This window comes from Roseateles oligotrophus, from assembly GCF_014204525.1.
GTDB lineage: Bacteria > Pseudomonadota > Gammaproteobacteria > Burkholderiales > Burkholderiaceae_C > Paucibacter_A > Paucibacter_A oligotrophus_A.
Genome location: NZ_JACHLP010000010.1, coordinates 93,332 through 107,200 on the forward strand (window position 1 = coordinate 93,332; position 13,869 = coordinate 107,200).

Consider the following 13,869-nt stretch of genomic DNA (forward strand, 5'->3'; position numbering starts at 1 on the left):
GATGTAGTGAGCCGATTATTTGCGCAAAACCCCTGCCTGCGCCGGCGGGCGTGTCCTGCACAATGAGGCCCAGCCCGGCTGTTGGAGACCTCTGTGGATTTGAACGATCGCAGCGCCCTGCGTCACAAACTGATTCAGGAACGACTGGACATGCCCGACCGCCTGGAGCGGGCCGAGGTCTTGCAAAGCGTCTTGCGCGCCTGGCTGATTCCGCGCCGGGAGTTGACCATTGGCGCTTACTGGCCCATCAAGGGCGAGTTCGACCCCTTGCCGGCCCTGTACCGCTGGAGCGAATCTGACCCTGCGAGACGCATAGGCCTGCCGGTGGTGGACAAGGCCCATGGCACGCTGAGCTTTCGGGTCTGGTACCCCGGCTGCCCGATGGAGGAAGACGCCTACGGCATCTTGAAACCCAAGGACACCGAGGAATTCCAACCCCAGTTGCTCTTGGTGCCCTGCCTGGGCTACGGGCCTTGCGGCCTGCGCCTGGGTTATGGCGGCGGCTTCATGGACCGCACCCTGGCCGCCCTGCAGCCGCGCCCCGCCACCGCCGGCCTGGCTTATGCCCACGGCTTCCAGATGCTTTTGAAAGCCCAGCCCCACGATATGCCGCTGGACGCCATGCTGACCGAGGAGGGCGTGGTCTGGGACAAACGGGGCTGAGGCTCAGGGACAGGAAGAGGGCTCCCGCCATCTCAAAGGGGCGGCCTGTTCGCCCAGCAAGCCCTGGGCGAGCTTGATTCGAAGCAGGCGCTGGGCCGAGTCGAACTGCTGGATCAGGGCCTGGTCCTGCATCTCCACAAAGGCTAGGCCGCTCAACCACAGCAGGCTGCCGCTGTGGAATTCGATGAACAACAGGCCGACCCGCTCCTGCACCAGCACATTGCCCAGGGTGTTGAACAGCTGATTGCCGGGGTAGTCGGGCACGTCCAAATGGCAAGCGCCCTGCGCATCCTGGCTCAAGCGCACAAAGCCTGGCGGGCCGGCCCGGTGGGAGACATCGACGCCCTCGCTGGCCGGAGCCGCAACGTCGCCGGCTTGCGCCGAGGCGCTGGCGATGAAGAAGGTGTCGGCCGAGCGGATGATCTGGCGGGCCCGCTCGTTCAGGGCCGGCCCCAGCTTGATGGGCGGGGCATTGCGGGCTTCTTGCGCCGGTGCAAAAAAAGCCTCGCGGGGGTGGATGTATTTGGGGCAGTTGCCAAAGCTCTGGCTGACGCCGATGCTCAGGCGCCCGGCCTCGGCGGCCAGCAGCCTGCCGTTCAGGCGGTTGCGCCGTTTGGTATGGGCCTGCAGGCCCAGCAGGCCGATGGGGGCGCCGAGCTGCCAGCTTGCCGCCAGGGGATCGCCGACCAGCGGCTCGGCGTCGAGCTGCAGGCAGTCGGGCGAGGGCGAATGGGCGAAGCCCGGCGGGCCCGCCAGCAAGCTGGCCCAGGGCTGGGCCTGTGCGTCCAGGCCGCCGATTAGCAGCCAGGGCAGCAGTTCGAAAAAGGCCCGGTGCTGCTCCGGCATTTCGCGCCGAATCATCAGCGGCGCTCTTTGGGCCATGAATTCCTCCAGGCCCAGTTGCTGGTGCATGCGCCGCTCGCCGGCATGGATGGGCGATGGGCTGGCGTTCATGGCCGAGCCTCGCCGGGTGTTGCTGGCAGGGCCGCGCGGGGCATGGGGATGAAGTCCGGCAGCGCTTCGATGCGGCCCAGCCAGGCCTGGATGGCGGGGTAGTCGTCCAGCAGGATGCCGCCCTCGGGCGCGGCGGCCGTGTAGCCGTAGAGCGCCAGATCGGCGATGGTGGCATGCGCCCGGGAGGCGATGAAGGCCTGCTCCCGCAGCCGCTCTTCCATGGCCGTGAACAGCTTCTGGCTCAGCTCGTAGGCACGGGCCTCGATGGGCAGATTGAACAAGCGGCCGACCCGGGCGTGGGCCGGGCCGAAAGCCAGCGGGCCGGCCGCCGCGCTGAGCCAGCGCTGGACTTCGGCATTGGCCTGCGCCGCCTCGGGCAGCCACTGCCGGCTTGGGTCGTAGCGCAGTGCCAAGTACACCAGGATGGCCTGGCTGTCGGCCAGAACCAGCTCGCCATCCTCCAGCACCGGCACCTGGCCAAAGGGATTCAGGCGCAGAAAGGCGGGGCTTTTTTGCTGCCCGCTCGGCAGATCCACCGCCCGCAGTTCCACCGGCAGCCGCAGCAGGCTGAGGAAGAGGTGAACGCGGTGGGAGTGGCCCGAGAGGGCGTAGTGATGCAGGCGCAAGGACGGGCTTGGGGCGCTGGACAGGGTGTTTCCGTTCATGGTTTGACGCTGATGGGTTGCGGATGGCTAGAGCGTAAAAGCGGGCTTGCCTGACTGGAATAGGTCTGGGTCGCAATTGATTGTTGCGGCGGATGCAATACTGAGCCTATGGACAAGCTGAATGCGATGCGTGTTTTTGTGGCCGTGGCCGAGGCGCAGAGCTTTGCCTCTGCCGCGCGTTTGCTGGGCCTGAGCGCCTCGCAGGTGACGCGCGCCGTGGCGGCCCTGGAAGAGGAGTTGGGCGTGCGGCTCTTGCACCGGACGACCCGCCAGCTGCGGCTCAGCGAGGTCGGTGCCCGCTATCTGAGCGATTGCCGCCGTTTGCTGGGCGATTTGCAGGAGGCGGAGGCGCAGGCCAGCGGCGCCCATCTGCTGCCCCAGGGCCATCTGACCGTCACCGCCCCGGTGCTGTTCGGCCGCCTGCATATGGCCCCCGTTTTACTGGAGTTTTTGCAGGCCCAGCCGCAGCTGACGGCGCAGGCCTTGCTGGTCGATCGGGTGGTGCATTTGCTGGAAGAGGGCGTGGACCTGGCCTTGCGCATCTCCCACTTGCCCGATTCCAGCCTTTGTGCGCTGCGGGTGGGCGAGGTGCGGCGTGTCATCGTGGCCGCGCCCGACTATCTGGCCCGCCATGGCGAGCCCGCCTGCCCGGCCGATCTGGGCCGGCACCAGGCCCTGGGTGTGGCGCATAACGGCGGGCCGCCCGCGCCCTGGCTGCTGGCGGCGCAGGCCTCGCGGCCGGACCGGCTGGTGCAGGGGCCGCAGCCTCGCATGCCGCTGAGTTTCAGCGGTGTCGAACCCTGCATCCAGGCCGCCATCGCCGGCCATGGCCTGGCGCGGGCCTTGTCCTATCAGGTGGCGGAGGCGGTCGAGCGCGGGCAGTTGCGGGTCGTGCTGGCCGCTTATGAGCCCTTGCCCCTGCCGGTTTCCCTGGTCCATCCGGAGGGCCGCCGCGCCTGCGCCAAGGTGCGCAGCTTTGTGGATTTTGCGGCCCAGCGCCTGCAGGCCAGGCTCGCAAGAGCGCGTCTGGACGCCACCGCTTGAGCTTTTGATATGCATGACAATGGCCCGCATGAGCACCACCTACCAGCAACACCTGACCCTTCTGCAAACACAGGCCGAGCAGGCCCTGGCGCGTTGCGGCTTCGATGCCCTCTTGATCGCCTCCGGCGTTGAGAAGCTCGCCTTTCTGGACGACAGGCCCTATCTCTTCGCGCCTAACCCGCATTTCAAGCATTGGCTGCCCCTGGTCAATCACCCGGACAGCTGGTTGCTGATCCGCCCCGGCCACAAGCCGCGCCTCGTGTACTACCAGCCGGATGATTTCTGGCATGTGCCGCCGGCCGACCCCAGCGGCGAATGGCTGGCGCATGTGGAGCTGGTGCTGATCCAGCGTGCCGAGGACGCTGCCGCCCATCTGCAAGTGCCGGGCCGCCTGGCCATCATCGGCGAGGCCGATGCCGCCCTGGCCGGTGTGCTGCCTAACAACCCGCCCGAGCTGCTGAACATCCTGCACTACCAGCGCGCCTACAAGACCGAGTACGAGCTGGCGCAGATGCGCGCCGCCTCACGCCGCGCCGTGCCCGCCCATCTGGCCGCGCGCAAGGCCTTTCTGGCCGGTGCCTCCGAGCTGGACATCCACCGCGCCTATCTGGCCGCCAGCGGCCACACCGACCGCGATCTGCCCTATACCAATATCGTTGGCCTCAACGAGCATGGCGCCGTTCTGCACTACCAGTACCAGGACGCGCAAGCGCCGGCTGAGTCGCGCTCCCTGCTGATCGATGCGGGCGCTCAGGTCAACGGTTATGCCTCCGACATCACCCGCACATGGGGCGCCGGCGACGCGAACTTCCAGGCCTTGCTGGACGCGATGGAGCGCGCCCAGCTGGCCCTGGTGGACGAGGTGCGTGCCGGTGTCGACTACCGCAGCATCCATCTGAGCACCCATGCCAAGGTGGCCGGCATTCTGCAAGAGCTGGGCGTGGTCAAGCTGAGCGTGGAGGAGCAGCTGGCGCAGCGCGTGACCTCGACCTTCTTCCCCCATGGCATCGGCCATCTGATCGGCCTGCAGGTGCACGATGTGGGCGGCTTCATGGCCGACGACAGGGGCGCCGTCGCGCCCAAGCCCGAGGGCCACCCCTATCTGCGCCTGACCCGCCCGCTGGCCGCCGGCATGGTGGTGACCATAGAGCCCGGGCTTTACTTCATCCCGACCCTGCTGGACAAGCTCAAGGCCACGCCGGCCGCCGCGGCGGTGGACTGGAGCCTGGTCGCCCAGCTCAGCAAATTCGGCGGCGTGCGCATCGAAGACGATGTCGTCTGCCGCGCCCAGGGTGGTCCCGAGAACATGACGCGGGATGCGTTTGCGGCGCTGGCTTCGTAAGCATCCATTCAGGACCCGGCATCGTTGGCCTGCTCCCGCAAGGCCGGCGCCGGGCCGTCCACCACATTGATGGTGCCGCCCGTGATCTGGGTGTTGGTGAATCCCGAGGGACAGTTCATCGAGGTGTAGCTCACCTCCTTGCCCATGGCGCATTTGCGCAAGGTGCCGGGGGCCGGTTCGGCGGTCTTGGCGACTCGTTTGGGCTGAGCGGCTGGGCTGGCTGGGGGGGCGGGCTCGTCGTCGCGCCGGCTGCCGTTATTGAACACAAAAGGCTTGGCCGCCTGCACCTCGATCTGCGGCACGGGCTGGCTCGGCGCAGGCTTGCCGTAACGCCAGTGATAGCCCAGGGCCAGGGAGAGGAGGGCGGTCCAGAAAATGAGTCGCAGCGCCATATGAGGGAAATCAGCTAGGGGTTTGTGCTGAAATTCTCTGGCATAACCTCCAATTTCTTGTGTATGTTTTGGCACGCTCCTTTTGGGGGAGGGGTGGGGGGGCTTGCGAGACTTCTGTTTTTGGATTTGCGATTCCGATGCCGCAAAAAGCCAAAAAAAAGCCGCCGGGCTTGGCCGGCGGCTGAGGCGATCTGACTGCGATCAGAAGCGGGTGCCGATGCCCACGCCGATCAGCAAGGGGTCGACCTTGAAGTCGCCGACTTCAGTGCCGTTGGAGTAGACCTTGGTGCCGATTTGCACCTTCTTCACGTCCACATTCAGATACCAGTTCTTGGCGATCTGGATGTCGGCGCCGATCTGGGCCGACAGGCCCCAGCTGCTGTGCTTGATGCTGGGATGCAGGGCGGTGTCGACGGCGGCGTCAAACTTCACTTCCGAGAAGTTGGTGTAGTTCACGCCCAGGCCCACGTAGGGACGGAAGGTGCCGGTGGGGATGAAGTGGTACTGCAGCGACAGGGTCGGGGGCAGGTGCTTCAGGGTACCGATCTTGACGTCGTTGGACTTGATGTCATGGCTTTGCGGATAGGTCAGGATCAGTTCGGCCGCGATATTGGGGGTGATGAAGTAGCTGATGTCCAGCTCGGGGATCACCTTGTTGTTGACGCTCAGCTTCAGGTCGGGGTTGGTGGAGCCACCGTTGGCCGAATCCAGGTTCACGGCGCGGGCGCGCACCAGCCAGTTGCCTTCTTGTTGGGCTTGGGCGGCGAGGCTGGTGCAGGCCAGAGCGATGACAGCGAGGGAGGTAGCGAGCTTGTTCATGTTTGCAGCGTTTCCAAGTGATGGGATCCAGTCCCGATGTCGCTATTGAAGCGGCCGGCAAGGGGTTAACCCTTGATCTCGCGCAAACTTGAAATCGCTCCAAATCCAGGCCCGGGGCCTGTTTGAGCTAGCTCAAGAAAGCCCTCGGCAGCTGCGGCGTTTGCGCAACGCGGGGCCACGGTGGGTGGGAACAGGCGTATGGGTGGGGTGGGGCGGGGTGGATCCAGCCTCCACAGCACCGGCGTGGGCGTGCCCGTGCTCGATGCGGTGGCGGTGTTCGGTGGCACGGTCGAGTACATCGCCCTGTGCCTCAAGCAGGCCGGCAATGAACGCGGCTTCTACGGGTACGCCACCGCCGTCATCGCCTGCGTTTTAGCGCTTTACCGGCCCTCGGACTGGATGGCGCGCTCCATGATGCGCTGGCGCAGTTGCTCATCGGGCTTGAGGTCCAGCGCCTGCTGCAGCCGGGCATGCGGGCCCGAGGCCGCGCCGCTGGCCGCGGTGGCGGCCTTGGGCGCCGCTTGGGCCTGATCACGCACTACATTGAGCGTGCCGCCCGACACCCCGGCCTGCGTGTAGCCGCGCGGGCAGGCCACATCGGTGTACACCGTCTCGCCGCCGCGTTGGCATTTGCGCAGGGCACCCTGGGGCAGGGCGGGAGGCTGGCCGGGCTTGGCCTGAACCGGCTCGGGGAATTCACGCCGCGTGCCGTTGTCGAACTGGAAGGGCTTGGCTTTCTGTTCACCGGGGCCGAGCAGGCCGCGCACGAATTCAGAGTTTCTGGCGCTCCAGGCCGCTGTCAGCAGGAGCAGGGCGGCGACAAACCAGGCAAGGCGACGAAGAATCATGATGAGGCTTCAGGGCAGGCCGCAGGGCCTGCCAGCAATTCGTAACGAATTGAAATTCTCGCCGCAAGCCCAGGCGCTGGCTAGCGTTGGGGGCTCGTACTTTTGGGGGTGGTCGGCAGGGCGTTCTTGCTGTGGGTCGGCTGGGGTGGTGGGTTGTCTGTATGTTTGGTAAGTTATGTACGTGGTGTCTTGTGGCGTGCCTGGCGTCTTTGCGAGCGCGGGTGGTGCGGCTGAGTACGTTTCCTATTCATGGAAAATGCCAGACCCTTGAGGCGTCCGGCATTTTGTTTTTTGGTCGTGGGTCTGGCGAAGATCAGCCTGGCTTCACCCGCTTGTATGGGGCAGGCGTCAGGGGGACTGGCAAGGTGGATGGCGGCTCAAGGCTGAAGCCGGTCATTCACCAGCGGCGGCTTTGCGGCTGACCAGCCACCTCCGGACGGTGTTCATTCGGCTGCGCGCTGCGCTGCGGCCGACTCAGGGTCGATGCCCGTCCATCGCGAGTTGCTCACGTCGCTCGACGAGGAAATCCATCAGCGCTCTGACCTTGGCTGGCATCTGCGCGCGCGACGCAACGTAGAGATAGAAGCCCGGAAACGGTCGGCACCAGGAAGCAAGGACCCGGACCAGCCGCCCATCTGCCAAGTGCTGGCGGATGCAGATGTCCAGGTACTTGATCAAACCCACACCCTGCAGCGCAGCGTTGAGCATGTTCTCGTCATCATTGAAGACGGCGCTGCCTCTGGGATCGAACACCACCGTGCAGCCTTCCGCGTCCGGTGACGTGAACGACCAGCGGTCCAGCGTGCCACTTGAAGTGAAGCGGTAGGCGAGGCAGTTGTGGCGCATCAGGTCGGCCGGCGATTCCGGCAGGCCATACCGCTCGAAGTAGGCCGGAGAGCCCACCACCGCCATTTCAATCGGCGGTGTGACCGGCACGGCCACCATGTGTTCGTCCAGGCTCCCGCCCAGTCGTAGGCCCGCGTCCATGCCGTCGGCAACGATGTTCGACAAGCCATCGTTCATCACGAGTTCCAGTCGCAGCTTGGGATAGCGCCCCAGCAACTCGCCCAGGTACGGCTCGATGAGCAGACGGGCGGCAATGCGGGATGAGTTCATGCGGATCAGCCCGGACGGCTCTTCGTGCGCTTCGCCCAGTTCGGAAACGGCCCTTTCAACGGCGGTCAGCGCGGGTTGCAGCACGTCCAACAAGCGCTGGCCTTCATCGGTCAGAGACATGTCCCGCGTCGTGCGGTTCAGCAACCTCACGCCCAGACGCTCCTCCAGCCCCTTCAGGTGCTGCGAAAGCGCGGCCCGCGTCACCTCCATTTCTGCTGCTGCCTTGGTGAAGCTGCGGTGGCGGGCGATGTGCGCAAACCAGGTCAGCGAGGACAGCAATGACGGCTCGATGGGCATATTGGTTAGTTTAACTATGCAGTCATGTTCGGAAAAGGCCGTTTATCAAAGTCAATCCAGTTCCTAGGATTCACTCACGTCGCAGCAATCAGACGACGTCTTCAACCTCCCCCGGAGCGAATCCATGTCTACCAACGTCACCTTCAAGAACCTCAACGGCCAGGGCATCACGATGGCTGCCACCATCCACTTCCCTGCCGGCTTCGACGAATCGAAGAAGTACGCGACCGTCGTCGTCTCCCATCCGGGCGGTGGTGTGAAGGAGCAGACCGCCGGCCTGTATGCCAGCAAGCTGGCCGAGAACGGTCTGGTCGCCATCGCGTTCGACCGCTCCTACCAGGGCGCGAGCTCGGGCGAACCGCGCCAGCTTGAGAACCCGTATGTCAGCGCCGAAGACGTCAGCGCCGTCATCGACTACCTGACCACGCTGCCCTACGTCGATCCCGCCAAGATCGGCGCCATGGGCATCTGCGCCGGCGCGGGCTACAGCGCCAACGCGGCCATCAACGACCGTCGCATCAAGGCACTGGGCATGGTGAGTGCCGTGAACATCGGCCAGATGTTCCGCAATGGCTGGGAGAACAACGTCAAGGACGCCGATGCCGTGGGCTATCTGGACTTCGGCTCCAACGCTCGCACCTCGGACGCCGGCAAGCCTGAGCTCGTCACCATCCCGCTGGCCCCGCTGAAGAAGGAAGACGCGCCCAACGCTGAGCTGGCCGAGGCCTGGGAGTACTACCACACGTCCCGCGCCGAGCACCCGCGTGCACCGGGTTATGCGCTGGCCCGCAACCTGAACCAGATCATCACCTACGACGCCTACCACCTGGCCGAGGCCTTCCTGACCCAGCCCATCCTGGCCGTCGCCGGCAGCGTGGCGGGCAGCAAGTGGATGAGCGACAACCTGCTGGCGCGTGCCGCGAGCACGGACAAGACGCTGCACGTCGTCGCAGGCGCCAACCACATGTCGCTGTACGACGTGCCCAAGTACGTGGACGAGGCGGTGTCGGTGCTCGCCCCTTTCTTCCGCGCCAAGCTGGGTGGCTGAGCCACCCCAAAGCCAGTCCGACTGTCACGCTTTGATCAGGAAAACATCATGGAAACCGTCAGCATTCGCAATCCCGGCATGACCTGGGACATCGCCGCCAACGTCCACTTTCCGCCGGGATTCGATGCGGCACGCCGCTATCCGGCCGTCATTTCCAACCACCCCATCGGCAGTTGCAAGGAGCAGACGGCAGGCAACGTCTACGGCGCAGCACTGGCCGAGGCCGGCTTCGTCGTCGTCGTGCCCGATGCCAGCTTCCAGGGCGGCAGCGGTGGCTCGCCGCGCTGGATCGAGGACGCGGAGCAACGCGTCCGCGACTATCGCGACGTGATCGACTACATGCAGCGCCTGCCCTACGTCGACCCGGAGCGGATTGGCATCCTCGGCATCTGTGGTGGGGGTGGCTATTCGATCAAGACTACCATCATCGACAAGCGGATCAAGGCGCTGGTCAGCATCACCGGCGTCAACTTCGGCCGTCTCTTCCGTGAGGGCTTCAGCGGCTTCAATCCGGTCGGCACGCTGGAGGCGATGGCCGCGCAGCGCACGGCCGAGAACGCCGGCAGCGAGCAGCGGGTCGACGTCTTCCTTCCCGAGAGTGTGGAAGCGGGCAAGGCCGCAGGCATCGCCGACATTGATGTGCTGGAGGCGACCGACTACTACCGCAACCGCAACCCGCAAGCGAACTCGGGCACGCGAATGCTGTTCTCGCACGCGGCCACCAACATCGCCTGGGACGCCTTCGCCTTTGCCGAGACCCTGCTGACGCAACCGATGATGGTGGTGTTCGGCGACAAGCCGGGCGGTTTCGGCGCCTATCGCGACGGCATGGAAATCTATGGCCGTGCAGCCTCCAAGGACAAGCACCTCGTCGTGGTCGAGGGCTGGTCGCACTACGACCTGTACGACCAGCCCGAGCCGGTTGGCATAGCCCTGGCCAAGGTCATTCCCTTCCTCAAGGAGAGGCTGTGAAGAACGTCCTCATCCTCGGCGCCAGCGGGCAGATCGCGCAATGGGTGGTCCGGTCGCTGGCCGGTGACAAGAGCGTCCAGCAGACCCTATTGCTGCGCGATCCCAGGAAGCTCACCGGCCAGGAGCCGGTGAACGCCAAAGTCGTCATCGGCAGCGTGCTGGACAAGAAGCTGCTGAGGCAAGCCGTGACCGGCCAGGATGTCGTCTATGCCAACCTCACAGGCGACGATCTGGACAAGCAGGCCAAGGCGGTCATCGCCGCCATGGAGGCTGAAGGCGTCAAGCGCCTGGTCTTCGTGCTGTCGCTGGGCATCTACGACGAGGTGCCGGGCAAGTTCGGTGAATGGAACCGCGTCACCATCGGCGAGGACCTCAAGCCTTTCCGCCGCGCAGCAGACGCTATCGAGGCCTCCGGTCTGGTGTACACCATCGTGCGCCCGGCCTGGCTGACAGATGAAGACGAGGTCGACTACGAGCTGACGACGAAGGGTCAGCCCTTCAAGGGCACCGTGGTTTCTCGAAGAAGCGTGGCCAACCTGATTGCGCAGATCGTCACGCACCCGGAGCTGCGCGTCTGTGAAAGCCTGGGCGTCAACAAGCCGGGCAGCGACGGCGACAAGCCGTATTTCATGTGAGCTGCGTCGGATCGTCGGTCTCTACTGGAGGGCGTCGTGTGCTCAGACAACAAACAACTTCTGGACGACTTCGACAGTTCGTCCGGTGCAGTAGCTTTGGATGCCCGCCGCATCGTCCGCCATGCGCGCGAGCTACTGGCTGCCGACGAGGTCAGCTACTGGTGTGTGGAGTCTGAGGGTCGAGGACTGGCGGCGCGTCGAATGGCAGTCAGCGACTCCAACGCAAACAGTGTCCCAGCGCCGCTGCGGCTGAGTACGGAACAGTGCGCCGACTACTTCGCTGCCACGCAGACCACGGGCCTGCTCATCAGCTAGGACGCGCTTCGTGATGACCGGATCGCCGGCACGCGCGAGAGCTACCTGGCACCTCGCGATCTCCAGTCAGTGTTCAGCATCAACGTATCTGTCGACACCCGGTTGGTTGGCATCATCAGTTGCGCGCAGCGTGGCCGGCACCGTCATTGGAGCGCCGGCGACGTCGCAGTGATGCAGCAACTGTCTGCCGATCTTGCCGCTGAATATGGGCGGCGCCACGAGACGCAGGACAGGATGAGTCGTTGCCGACGCCTTGGCCTTCGTCGGGCATATCGGTTCGAGCTTCTCAATGCCTGGAAGGACACTCCATGCTGACGATCAATTTGTGGCCCTGGTGGAAGTGGGGCGCTGCGGTGCTGGCTCTGGCGGCGTTCGCCGTCTTCGCCGTGCTCTTCGCGGTCACCCGAGTGGAGATGCACCAGGCGAGGGAGTCCGCCGAACGGCTCGCGTCGAGTGCCCCGCAGGCCCGCCCAGTGAGCCGCATTGCGGTCGTCTATTTCTCGCGATCCGGCAACACAGCCGTCGCAGCGGCCCACATCGCTCAGCGTATGGGCGCAGGCCTGTTTCGCCTGGACGCGCCCGCGTACGACGTGGGACTGCCCGGCATCCTCCACGCACTACACGACGCGCGGTCGCCTGAAGCGGTCATCGCACCGACTACGCTGGACCTGCGAGGGTTCGATACCGTCTATCTCGGCTCGCCCATCTGGCTCTACAGCCCTTCGCCGCCGATCTGGGAGTTCGCCAGGCGCAACCGATTCGATGGCAAGGACGTCGTATTGTTCAACACCTTCAACAGCAAGTTCGAGCAGCGCTTCATCGACGAGTTCCGGCAGGTCGTGCTCGCCCAGGGCGCGCGCTCGTTCAGGCATCTCTTCGTCAAACGCGGCCGCATGGGACAGCAACTCAGTTCGGGCGAGTTGCTCGGCACAATCGACACGGCGTGGACACTGACGATGCCGGCATCTGCCCCGCCGGCCTTCCCCTGAGAGGTGCGAATGAGTGAGCATGGCCCGGTTGTCGAGACCCACCGCACGCACCGCGTGCGCCGCATGGCCGGCCGCGATCCCCATGAGGTGGGGCGCACTACCACCACCTTGGAGTTGCTTTACGACCTGGTCTTCGTCGTGGCCATCGGACAGGCCGCCAACCAGTTCGCCCATCTCCTGGCCGAGGGGCACTTCGGCGCCGCCATCGGAGCTTTCGCGTTTGCCATGTACGCCGTGCTCTGGGCGTGGATCAGCTTCTCGTGGTTCTCGTCGGCCTTCGACACCGACGACTGGATTCACCGGCTCGCGACCATGGTGCAAATGGTGGGCGCGACCATCATGGCGTTGGGCCTGCCGCCGGTTTTTCATTCCATTGACGAAGGCCACAGCCTCGACAACCGCCTGGTGGTCGCCGGCTATGTGGTGATGCGCATCGCCATGGTCTTCATGTGGCTCAGGGCTGCGTCCCAGAGTCCCAAGCACCGCGCGACGTGCATGACCTATGTCTGGACCATCGTCATTGCCCAAGTCGGCTGGATAGCGACCGCGCTGCTGCCGATGACGCTGACTCAGACGCTGCTCGCCGGAGGCCTGCTGCTCGCCATAGAGCTGCTCGGGCCCTATCTTGCCGAGACACGCCACGGCAGTACGCCCTGGCATGCGCACCACATCGCGGAGAGGTATGGCTTGCTGGCCATCATCGCCCTGGGCGAGGGTGTCGTGGGGACCGTCGCCTCGCTGTCGGCCGTCGTGGAGTCGCATGGTTGGACCCTGGACGCGGTTCTCGTCGCATGCGCGGGAATGGGCCTCACCTTTGGCATGTGGTGGGCCTACTTCCTGATTGCGGCTGGCGATGTGCTGCACGCTCGGCGCGAGCGGGCGTACAAATGGGCTTACAGCGGCATGCCGATCTTCGCAGCCATTGCGGCGACGGGAGCTGGCCTGCACGTCGCAGCGCTAGTTTTGGAGGGCAAGGCCCACATCGGGCCCGTCGCCGCTGTGCTCGCCCTCGCTGTTCCGGTTGCCGTGTATCTGTTGGGAATCTATTGGCTCTACAGCGTCCTTTATGACGAATACCACTGGTTCCATGGACTCCTGCTGGTGGTCACTGCGGCGGTTCTCGCTGCAGGTCCCACGGCGGCGTATCTCGGGCTTTCAGTGCCGATGTGTCTGCTCATCGTGATGGCGGCACCGGCGGTAACCGTCGTCGGCTATGAGGTCTTCGGGTACCGACATGTCGGCGATGCGTTGAGGCGGGCGACTGGCGCGTAGCGAGCAAGTTCACAGAACCGATGGTCCTGACGGCAAGTGGCGTTGAACGGCCGCTTCCGGGCATCGAGTTCGCCTAGTCGAAGGACGGCACCCGCTGCACAGCAGTCGGTCACGGACTGCAACAACTTGGGGATCGCCCCTTGCCGTACGACTCACAGAGTCGGACTTGTTGATCGACCGATTACCTCCGTCTGGCCACGTATCTCTGTCCTAGTCCGGTTCAGCTCATTCCAACTTCAAGAGCATGTACAGTTTCAGCGTTATGCCTGATTGCTTGCTTGCTCGTGTTGAAGTGGATGCCCCGCGCGAAGGGCGCCTCCACGCTCAAATCGTCTAACGAAATTTACAGGCGGTATCTGTGCCGCCGGACAGATCACCGCGCAGCCCAATAGTGCAGCGGATTTTCACGCCCCGGCAAGTGCCCAAGATCCCGACATTTTTTCGCAGTTGGAGCTGCACACCCCCCACCCCTGCAAGATTCTGCACAGCCGCCTGCAC

At 64.9% G+C, this 13,869-nt stretch carries 15 protein-coding genes; 9 read left to right on the forward strand and 6 right to left on the reverse strand.

The window, feature by feature from the left end; genetic code table 11:
* Positions 1 to 93: 93 nt before the first annotated feature.
* A complete protein-coding gene (locus tag HNP55_RS20595) occupies positions 94 to 663 on the forward strand; it encodes a 5-formyltetrahydrofolate cyclo-ligase (protein WP_184303733.1) in 570 nt (189 codons plus the stop codon).
* 3 nt (positions 664 to 666) lie between these two features.
* Here HNP55_RS20595 and HNP55_RS20600 read toward each other — a convergent pair whose 3' ends face one another.
* Positions 667 to 1,617: a pyridoxamine 5'-phosphate oxidase family protein gene (locus HNP55_RS20600; protein WP_184303735.1), complete on the reverse strand. Its 951-nt coding sequence runs from the start codon at positions 1,615 to 1,617 to the stop codon at positions 667 to 669.
* Entirely contained in the window at positions 1,614 to 2,282 is a 669-nt protein-coding gene (locus HNP55_RS20605) for a glutathione S-transferase family protein (protein ID WP_184303737.1), read from the reverse strand. Before HNP55_RS20605 ends, HNP55_RS20600 begins: the two co-directional genes overlap by 4 nt.
* A gap of 108 nt (positions 2,283 to 2,390) precedes the next feature.
* On the opposite strand from HNP55_RS20605, the gene HNP55_RS20610 reads away from it, so the two are divergent.
* The gene (locus tag HNP55_RS20610) at positions 2,391 to 3,326 is read left to right on the forward strand and encodes a LysR family transcriptional regulator (RefSeq protein WP_184303739.1); all 936 of its coding nucleotides are present in this window, start codon (positions 2,391 to 2,393) and stop codon (positions 3,324 to 3,326) included.
* A gap of 28 nt (positions 3,327 to 3,354) precedes the next feature.
* Positions 3,355 to 4,668, forward strand: coding sequence for a Xaa-Pro dipeptidase (gene pepQ, locus HNP55_RS20615; protein WP_221439713.1), 1,314 nt, complete (start codon positions 3,355 to 3,357; stop codon positions 4,666 to 4,668).
* Between the two features lie 8 nt (positions 4,669 to 4,676).
* Here pepQ and HNP55_RS20620 read toward each other — a convergent pair whose 3' ends face one another.
* From HNP55_RS20620 to HNP55_RS20635, 4 genes are all read right to left on the reverse strand, one after another.
* Positions 4,677 to 5,060, reverse strand: a complete 384-nt coding sequence (locus HNP55_RS20620) for a hypothetical protein (protein ID WP_184303741.1) — start codon at positions 5,058 to 5,060, stop codon at positions 4,677 to 4,679.
* A gap of 201 nt (positions 5,061 to 5,261) precedes the next feature.
* On the reverse strand, positions 5,262 to 5,879 hold the full coding sequence (locus HNP55_RS20625) for an OmpW/AlkL family protein (protein ID WP_184303743.1): 618 nt from the start codon (positions 5,877 to 5,879) through the stop codon (positions 5,262 to 5,264).
* Positions 5,880 to 6,259: 380 nt separating this feature from the next.
* A complete protein-coding gene (locus HNP55_RS20630) occupies positions 6,260 to 6,727 on the reverse strand; it encodes a hypothetical protein (protein WP_184303745.1) in 468 nt (155 codons plus the stop codon).
* Between the two features lie 474 nt (positions 6,728 to 7,201).
* Positions 7,202 to 8,140 (reverse strand): LysR family transcriptional regulator, encoded by a 939-nt coding sequence (locus HNP55_RS20635; RefSeq protein ID WP_184303746.1) that lies wholly within the window; start codon positions 8,138 to 8,140, stop codon positions 7,202 to 7,204.
* A gap of 124 nt (positions 8,141 to 8,264) precedes the next feature.
* On the opposite strand from HNP55_RS20635, the gene HNP55_RS20640 reads away from it, so the two are divergent.
* The 6 genes from HNP55_RS20640 (at position 8,265) to HNP55_RS20665 (ending at position 13,371) form a co-directional block, all read left to right on the forward strand.
* Positions 8,265 to 9,188 carry an alpha/beta hydrolase gene (locus HNP55_RS20640; RefSeq protein WP_184303748.1) on the forward strand — a complete coding sequence of 308 codons (924 nt, stop codon included), beginning with the start codon at positions 8,265 to 8,267 and terminating at the stop codon, positions 9,186 to 9,188.
* Between the two features lie 48 nt (positions 9,189 to 9,236).
* The gene (locus HNP55_RS20645; RefSeq protein WP_184303750.1) at positions 9,237 to 10,160 is read left to right on the forward strand and encodes an alpha/beta hydrolase; all 924 of its coding nucleotides are present in this window, start codon (positions 9,237 to 9,239) and stop codon (positions 10,158 to 10,160) included.
* Positions 10,157 to 10,795, forward strand: a complete 639-nt coding sequence (locus HNP55_RS20650; protein WP_184303752.1) for an NAD(P)H-binding protein — start codon at positions 10,157 to 10,159, stop codon at positions 10,793 to 10,795. Before HNP55_RS20645 ends, HNP55_RS20650 begins: the two co-directional genes overlap by 4 nt.
* 36 nt (positions 10,796 to 10,831) lie before the next feature.
* Positions 10,832 to 11,110, forward strand: coding sequence for a hypothetical protein (locus tag HNP55_RS20655; protein ID WP_184303754.1), 279 nt, complete (start codon positions 10,832 to 10,834; stop codon positions 11,108 to 11,110).
* Between the two features lie 308 nt (positions 11,111 to 11,418).
* Positions 11,419 to 12,099 (forward strand): flavodoxin family protein, encoded by a 681-nt coding sequence (locus tag HNP55_RS20660; protein ID WP_221439714.1) that lies wholly within the window; start codon positions 11,419 to 11,421, stop codon positions 12,097 to 12,099.
* A 9-nt stretch (positions 12,100 to 12,108) separates the two neighbouring features.
* Positions 12,109 to 13,371 (forward strand): low temperature requirement protein A, encoded by a 1,263-nt coding sequence (locus tag HNP55_RS20665; RefSeq protein WP_184303758.1) that lies wholly within the window; start codon positions 12,109 to 12,111, stop codon positions 13,369 to 13,371.
* Positions 13,372 to 13,869: the final 498 nt, after the last annotated feature.